Below are 8,227 nucleotides of genomic sequence, written 5' to 3' on the forward strand. Positions count from 1 at the left end.
AGACTCGAAATGAAGGATTGTGACATGCGAATTCGATGGATCGCGGCTGCTCTGATGCTCATGATCGTCTCGCCCGCATTTTCCGCGCATGCGGACTTCGCCGAGCTTCGCGCGCTCGCGCTCACCGCGCATCTGCCGCAGATGCTGCGTCTGACGTGGAACAAGGATCGGTACGTGGACGACATGGACCAGTCCGGACAGCTCGCGCGGCTGGGAATCACGCGCGAACAGGCGGGCGAGTTGTGGGACATCCTCGCAGCGCGCGTCGGCGTGGTGCCGCCCTTCAAGCTCCGTCGGAGCGGCGGCAAAGCCGCGCCGGTCGGCCCGATCCGCTACGCCGCGGAGTTCGAACCGCAGACCGAGCTATGGATGCGCTGGCCCGTCGGACAAGGCGGAATTCTGCCCACCTATGACGGCATGATCGGCGCGGTCGGGGACGAAATGACGGTGCGCGTGATCGTTGCCTGCGCATCGCAGGAAAACACCGCGCGAACGCACCTCGCGAATGAGGGCATCGACGACGCGAACGTGGTGTTTTCGTATTGGCCGACGGACACGATCTGGACGCGCGACTACGGCCCGGTCTTCGTCGGACTCGGCGAAACGGCGCCGCAAACCGAGGCGATCATCGACATGAGCTATTCGCGCCCGTGGCGCACCAATGACGACCAGATTCCGGACGCGGCCGGTGTGCTCACGGGCGCATCGGTGTACGAAACGGATTTTGTGGAAGACGGCGGAAACCTGCTCACGGACGGGCAAGGCACGTGCTTCGCCACGTCGTACATGTTCGACAACAATCCGGGCTGGACACTGGACGAGATGGAACAGTGGTTCGCCGACTATCTCGGCTGCGCGCAGCTCATCATGCCCGAGCCACTCGTGAGCGAGGGCACCGGTCACATCGACATGTTCATCAAGGTGATCGGGCCGCACACGGTGATGGTGGGCGAGGCCGAGGCGGGCGACATCAACCAACAGCGGCTTGACGACGCGGCGGACCTGATCGCGGGCGCGACGGCGCTCGACGGCACACCCTTTGAGGTCGTGCGTATCCCGCAGGTGACGGACACGACGTTCCCACTTTATCCCACGTTTTACACCTACACGAACGGCCTGCTTGCGGGCGAAACCGCGATGGTCCCCCTCTACAACCGCGCCGAGGACGACGACGCGCTCGCGGTGTACGAGACGGCGTTTCCCGATCGCGATGCGGTGCAGGTGGATGCCGAGGAAGTCATTCAGTCCGGCGGCGCGCTGCACTGCGTGACGATGGAGCGGCAGGACTACACTGTCGAATCGGACGATGACGATGACGCCGACGACGATGCCGCGGACGACGACGCCGACGATGACATGAGCGACGACGATTCGGGGGATGACGACACAGGCGATGACGACTTGTCGGACGACGACGCGGACGATGACGGCGACGATAGCGGCGACGATGACGTCGCGGCGGATTCCGGCGATGACGACGACGACGGGTGCGGTTGCTGAGAAGCCGGGGCGCTCAGTGAGCGTCTGACGTCGGTTCCGCCGGAGTCCCGGATTCCGCGGCGGGCGCTGTCATCGGCGAGTTCGGGTCCGGCGCGGGACCGCCCGGGGCGATCGCGGGCGCGAGCGGATTTTCGAACATCAGGTCCTCGCCCTCGTCGGTGAGACCGGGGACGGGTTCCTCGAGCGCGACGAGAATCGACACGCGGCGATTGCGCGGGTCGAGCGGGTCCATGTCCGGAAGCGGACGGCGGTCGGCGAGCGCGCGCACCTCTCGGATGCGCTCTTCGGTCGCGCCGAGGCCCAGCATCAGACGGCGCAGCGCGTTGCCGCGATCGGCCGAGAGCTCCCAGTTGGTATATCCCGCGCCCGCCGAGTAGGGCTTCGCGTCGGTGTGGCCCTCGACGACGACGGGTTGCGACGTCTTGACGATCTCGGGCATCACTTCGCGCAGCACCTTGCGAAGGGCGGGTTTGGGGTTCGCCTTGCCGGAGTCGAAAAACGTGCCGCCCTGCTGCTCGCGCAGCTCGATGCGCAAGCCCTCGTCGGTCATGCGCACGCTGATCGCCTTCGACACCTCGGCGAGCTTCGGGTTTGCCTTGATCGCCTCGGCGATTTTTTCGCCCGCGTCGCGCAACTTCTTCGCCGCCGCGCCGTTGCCCTCGCCGCCGGGACCGCCGCCGGATTTCTGCTTCGGGTCGCCGGGCTTCGGTGTCGCCTCGTTCGTCAGCGCCTCGGCGAAACGCTCGCCCGAGCCTTCACCTTTCGATCCGACGCCGACGTTCGGCATCTTGTCCATGATGCCGACCCCCATGTTGTCGAGCGTGCCCTTGCTGGGCTGCACCACGGGCACACCGCGAGGATCGGTGAAATACGCGGCAACGGAATTCTTGACTTCGGGTCCCTGCGACAGGATCCAAAGGACCATGAACAGCGCCATCATGGCCGTGACAAAGTCGGCGTAGGCGACCTTCCACGCACCGCCGTGGTGGCCGCCGTGGCGCTTGATGATCTTCTTCGGTCGAAGCTTGAGTTCACCGTCGTCGGCCATGGCTTACTTGCCCTTCCCGCCCTTCAGGAACTCTTCCATCGCGTTGAACGACGGACGGTCGTGCGTGGGGATGTCGTGCCGGGCGCTCTCGCAGGTCATGAGCGGGTTGCCGCCGCGGGCGATGCCCACCACACCGGCCTTGGCGACGCGCAGCAGTTGCAGCGCGTGATGGCGTTCGTGCTTGATCGCGCTCGCCAGAGGGCTGACGAATCCGTACGCGAGCAACACGCCCAGAAAGGTTCCGACCAGCGCCGCCGCGACGTGCTTTCCCACCGACGCCGAGTCGCCGCCGATCGAGTTCATCGTGATGATGATGCCGAGCACCGCCGCGACGATACCCAGGCCGGGCAGCGCGTCGGCGACCGTCGCGACCACGGCGCCGGGCTCCTCGGCCTCGTGCTCGCGAATCTCGAACTCGGCCTCGAGCATCTCCATCATGTCCTCGATGGGCGTGCCCAGCAGGACGAGGCGCAGCGAGTCGACCAGAAAATTCATCAGGTCCTCGTGATGGGCGAGGCGGCCGAGAATCTCGCTTTTCGTGGGATTTTCGACGTGCTTTTCCATCGCGAGCAGGCCCTCGGCGCGCACGAGCGAAGCGAGGTCGAAGATAACCTTGAGCACGTCGAGGAAGGTCTGCGCGTGGGACGTGGACTTGATCGCGGCCTTGAGCGACGCCCCGATGACTTTGAGCGTTCGCGTGGGGGTTCCGATCACCAGACCGCCCAGCGCGGCGCCGACAATGATGACGAATTCGGCGGGCTGGAACAACACGCCCATGGAGCCGTGGGCCATCATGTATCCGCCGATGACGCACGCGATCACAATGCCGATTCCGACGAAAATCGTCACACGTCCACCTCTTTAGCGGCTACGCCCATGTCCTTATCGGCGAAATGGGCAGAAGCCTTGAATGCGGCCCGAGGCTTGAGGCTTGGGGCGCCCGCCTTTCCAACGACCAAAAACCAAGAACCATCAACCCCTATTGCTTGAACGGATACTTCGTGAACGACACCCATCCGATCGTCATGACGCCCGCGGCCAGCACCGGCGCGGCGATGATGCCCCAGGGCCGATCGGCGGTCGCGCCGAGCCAGAGATTGAGCATGGGAACGATGGCGTACGCGAGCGCCGACGCGGGTTTGGAGATCAGGCCCTCCATGCCGTTGTACATGGCCTCGCGGCGATAGCCGGTCAGGCGCGCGTCCTCGTCAATGACGTCGGAGAGCAGCGGCCGCTGGAGAACGAAAATGACGCTGACCGGGAACGCGCACAGCGCGAGCGTGACGACGGCGTGCGCGAAACTGATCCACGACGGCGACATCGGCTTGCCGATCGCCGACGCAATCAGGTTGACGAACCAGCCGAAAAACGGCGCGTGGCGCACCATCGCGAACATCAGCATCGCGACGGTGAACCAGATCATGCCGAGCAGATAGATGCCCTTTTTTCCGCGATTCTCCGCGAGTTTCGACACCAGCGGGAACAGGAAACCGGCGCCCAGCACGATGACGCCCTGCAGGATGCCCGCGAGACCCTCGGACAAGCCCATGATGACGACGACCATGAAGGGCATCGACGCGAGCAGAATGTCCACGGTCATGCGGATCGCCGCGGAGCAGATGACGTACGGTTTGAAGCTGCTGTTTTTGAAGGTCTCGCGGATGCTCTCGGCGAAGTGGAAATCGACGACGACGCGGCTTTCCTTTTTCGTCTCGCGCACCAGCGTAATCGCCGCGTAGAACGACGCCGCGAAGATGAAGCCGATGATGATTCCCGAGACCTGGAACCCGTTGGCCAGGCGGATCGGCCCGATGCCGAGGCCCTCGCTGAAGGCGCTGATCATGAGACCAAGGCCAAGGCTCCCGATCACGGTGCCGGCGACGTCGCTGTACGCCATGAACTCGGAGACGACGATGCGCTCCTTCACCGACGGCGTGATCTCGGGCAGCAGCGCGAGATACGGGATGACGACGCCGGTGTAGAGGAACCAGAACGCGGTGTGCGAAGCGAGCAGCCACAGGCAGTTGGCGTTGAAATCCATGCCCGCGAGGCGGAACCACACCTCGCCCATGCCGTCGGGATTCGGTGGGAACCAGATGCCGATCGAAAAGAACGCGAGCAGCGGCGTGCCGATGACGATCCATGGAATGCGCCGTCCCCAGCGCGTCACCCATTTGTCCGACAGGTGCCCGACGATGGGTTCGGCGAGGGCTTCGAGGAAGCGCGGCAGAAATCCGCCCAGCGACATCGCCGCCGCGGACACGAGCATGATGGGCGCCGAGCCCTCGCCCGCGCTCGGGCGACCCGTGTAATAGTAGATCAGCCACGACGAAATCAGCGCCGGCGAGAGCGAGACGGACATCTGGCCGAGCGAATACGTCAGTTTTTGGGAAAAGTTCAGGTAGGACCGGTCCTCATCGCGTTCGGGCGTTTCGCCCGGGGCGGCGGCGTGATCCATGGAAACCTTCTGGTAAGGGCACGAGCGGTTCGAGGTTTCTTAGCACGCGCGCCGGGCGCGGACAATCGGCCCGACCTAGCAGCCGCAGCCGCCGGTTTCTCCCTCGTCAAAGTCCGATTCCGCACCATCGTCGGTCGGCGGGTCGTCGTCTTCGGGATGCCCGGAATCGTCGTCGTCGCCCTCCCCGTCCGAATCGACCGGAGTGCGCGCAAAGAATCCCGACGCGGTCCAACCCCACCCGGAATCGGTCTCGCCCACCAGAACCATCGAATAGAATCCGGGATGCGGCGGCGTCCAGGTGAGCACGCGGCCGACGATCGTCGCTCCGGGTAGGCCGAACACGGTCCACTCCACGCCGGCGGGAAGCTCCACGGTGTGTTCGCGCCCGGACGAAAGGCGATCGAAGAGGGCACCCGGCAAGGGCGGCGCGTGGAATTCGATGTCGGGAATTTCGGCGGAGACGAGTTTTTGCCGGATCGTCCAGGCCACCAGGAAACTCGTCTGATAGCGGTCGTGCAGAACGGCCTTTTTGAGCAACGCGTCCGCGAGGTCGAGTTCGGTCCCATCGGGTTCGCCCGCGAGTACCGACGCATACCAGTTCATCAGGTGCAACAGGCCGTAGCCCTCGTGCGTGGCGCGGTCGGCGGGAATCCACACGTCGTCGACCAAAGCCTCTTCGAGACCGCTGTGGTGAAGGTCGTTTTTCAGCGTCGCCATGCGTGCGGCCTCGCGCGCGACGCTCGCCCCCGCGGCCCGGATCTCGGGGCCCGAGCCGGTCTTCGCCGCCAGGTGGATCGCATCGGCCACGGCGTTGAGACGCAGGTTGCGCGGAAAATCGATGCCGCCGAAGCCCGCGTCGTTGTTGCCATAGAACGTGTTCTGCACATCGACGAGCAGACGCTGATCGAATTCGTCCGACGCTTCAAACCGTGCCGCGCGCTCGATCATCCGCGTGTGGTCGTACCCCTGCGGATCTTCGAGATACGCACCGTATCCCGTCATCACGAGGCGCTCGGCCGCGCCGAGGAACATCGCATTCGCTCCAAAGCCCGCGATCGAATCGCGCAAGTCCGGCGCGCGCATCTGCATCGGCGCGAGCGTCAGACGCCCCATGAAGGCATCCCCGCCGTCGATGGCGAACTGATTGTCCCAGAATCCCGGTGCGCGCCCGACGAGGGCCGCGGGCCACTCGAAGTACGACCCGTCGAGCAACTGGCCGTTCGTCGGCGCGCCCCAGCACAGCACCACGTCGGGATCGGTCGCGCCCATCGCCGTCCAGTAAGCCTCGCCGCCGGGCCATTCGTCCATGTGCTCGGGCCGCTTGGCGAGCGGGTTCACCCACATCGCGATCGCCTCGCCGTACTCCGCCTCCAGCGTCTGTTTGACGAAGTTCACAAGATCGGCGTGCGCCGCGCCCAGCGCACCGTTCACCGGCACGCCGATGTCGTTTTCGATATCGTCGAACATCAGCATGAAATGGCGGAACCCGCCGTCGGCGAAATCGCGCAGCTTGCCCAGCAGCAACTCGCGCTCGGCGGCGTCATAGAGCGCCATGTCCTTGCCCGGCGCGATCGCGTAATACACATCGACGCCGAGCCGCGCGCCCAGATCGCGCAGTTCAAAAAACGCGCGCATTTCGGCGCTCGTGTACGGCTCGCGCCAGGCATCCCGATGCTTCTCGTCGTCCTTGGGCGCATGCATGTAAGCGCCGAGACCGAGGCGTGCGAGATGAATCAGCATCGCGCGACGCTCCGCGTGCGACCAGGGTGTGCCGTAGAATCCCTCGATCACGCCGCCCGTCCCGAACGTCGCGGCAATTCGCCCCGGCACGGGCACGAATCGCGGCTCGCCGCGTTGTCCGTCTTCGGCGATCGGCACGAGAACGGCCAGTGCGTTTTCATCCGGCTTCGGCCCTTCCCAGGCGTCGCGGCGAAACGTGCGTTCGATGAGCGTATTCTCGGTGAGCGGCGTGCCCGCTTCGTCCACGTAGTGAACTTCGACGTGCGAGGTCAGCGTGTTCAGATCGTGGCGGATCAGCACGCCCTGTCGCTCGATCTCCTCGACGACTCCGACGGCGAGCGCCGGCTTTTCGTTCACCGCGGCCGCGTAAATGTGCAGTTCCGTCAGCTCCGCGGGACCGGCGTCCTCAAACCGCACCGTCAGGCAGTACGCGCGTTCTTCGGTCGAGAACTCGAGCGGCTTGGAAAAGTCGTTCCACGGAATTTTCTCCACCGACGGTCCGCCGCACCATCGATCGAGACGCACCACCGCGGCCTTTGCGGGCGCGGTCGCCCATTCCCCGTAGATGCGGGCGATGCGAGGCGCGGTCGCCATGCGCGGGGCGAAATCGAACTGGAGCCACGACTCGCCGACGAGCGGCGTCTTCCAACCGGTGCGCGCGACACCGTCGCGCACGGTGTACGGCGCGTCGTCGGTCTCGCGCTCCCAGAGATGCAGGAATTTGGGATAGGTGCCCGACGCGGTCACCCGCGCATGGGGAGCGAGGTCGAACCCCTGCGCCGACGCGAGACCGGGAATCAGGCACGCGAAAACCGCGACAATCGAGAACGCAAACCGCGAATACATGGCCGGCCTCAAGCACAAAACCGGAATATCATCGAATCGAGTCTACCACAGAATCGCGCCGATTCAACGGGCTGCCGCGCAAAAAACACCCGAATTCCCTGCGGTGAACGATCAGTCCTCGACCGACTTCACCAGGGTCGGATTCGGCCCCTCGTGGCGCGCGAGCAAATACAAAAAGTCCGACAGCCGGTTCATCCACACGATGATGTGCCGGTTGTCGATCACGCCGTCGCGAAACAGGCCGACGATCAGCCGCTCGCAGCGCCGGGCCTGTGTCTTGGCGAGGTCGATGTGCGCCGACGCGACGCAGTCCCCCGAGATGATGAAGTCCGTCGGCTGCGCCACGCGGTCCTCCAGCTCCTCGCGCATCGCGTCGATCTTCGCCACCGCCGCGTCGTCGATGCGCGCCGTGAGCTTGCCGATCTTTTCCTTCGACGTCGCGAGCTCGGCGTTGATCCTGAACAGCGTTTTCTGAAGGATCGCGAGCGTGCGCCGCGTGTCGTCGTGCTGCGCGTGGGCGCGGGCAAGGCCGAGCATCGCCTCGAGCATGTCCACCTCGCCGTACACGGTCGGGCGCTCGGAGTTCTTGTAGACGCGCTCGCCCGAGTACAGGCTCGTCAGCCCCTCGTCGCCGG

6 protein-coding genes are annotated in these 8,227 nt (G+C 65.1%); 1 reads left to right on the top strand and 5 read right to left on the bottom strand.

Annotated elements, in window-relative coordinates; all coding sequences use genetic code 11:
• The first annotated feature begins 24 nt into the window (after positions 1-24).
• Positions 25-1,500 (top strand): agmatine deiminase family protein, encoded by a 1,476-nt coding sequence (locus tag IT350_08340; protein ID MCC6158049.1) that lies wholly within the window; start codon positions 25-27, stop codon positions 1,498-1,500.
• A gap of 13 nt (positions 1,501-1,513) precedes the next feature.
• Here IT350_08340 and IT350_08345 read toward each other — a convergent pair whose 3' ends face one another.
• From IT350_08345 to IT350_08365, 5 genes are all read right to left on the bottom strand, one after another.
• Positions 1,514-2,548: an OmpA family protein gene (locus IT350_08345; protein MCC6158050.1), complete on the bottom strand. Its 1,035-nt coding sequence runs from the start codon at positions 2,546-2,548 to the stop codon at positions 1,514-1,516.
• Positions 2,549-2,551: 3 nt separating this feature from the next.
• Positions 2,552-3,397 (bottom strand): flagellar motor stator protein MotA, encoded by an 846-nt coding sequence (gene motA, locus IT350_08350; GenBank protein MCC6158051.1) that lies wholly within the window; start codon positions 3,395-3,397, stop codon positions 2,552-2,554.
• Between the two features lie 130 nt (positions 3,398-3,527).
• Positions 3,528-5,006, bottom strand: coding sequence for an MFS transporter (locus IT350_08355; protein MCC6158052.1), 1,479 nt, complete (start codon positions 5,004-5,006; stop codon positions 3,528-3,530).
• A gap of 75 nt (positions 5,007-5,081) precedes the next feature.
• The gene (locus IT350_08360; protein ID MCC6158053.1) at positions 5,082-7,592 is read right to left on the bottom strand and encodes a beta-N-acetylglucosaminidase domain-containing protein; all 2,511 of its coding nucleotides are present in this window, start codon (positions 7,590-7,592) and stop codon (positions 5,082-5,084) included.
• 111 nt (positions 7,593-7,703) lie between these two features.
• Positions 7,704-8,227 (bottom strand): cob(I)yrinic acid a,c-diamide adenosyltransferase (locus IT350_08365; GenBank protein ID MCC6158054.1); only part of this gene is annotated, 524 nt, incomplete at its 5' end.

The sequence above is a fragment of the Deltaproteobacteria bacterium genome, assembly GCA_020845895.1.
GTDB lineage: Bacteria > Lernaellota > Lernaellaia > JACKCT01 > JACKCT01 > JADLEX01.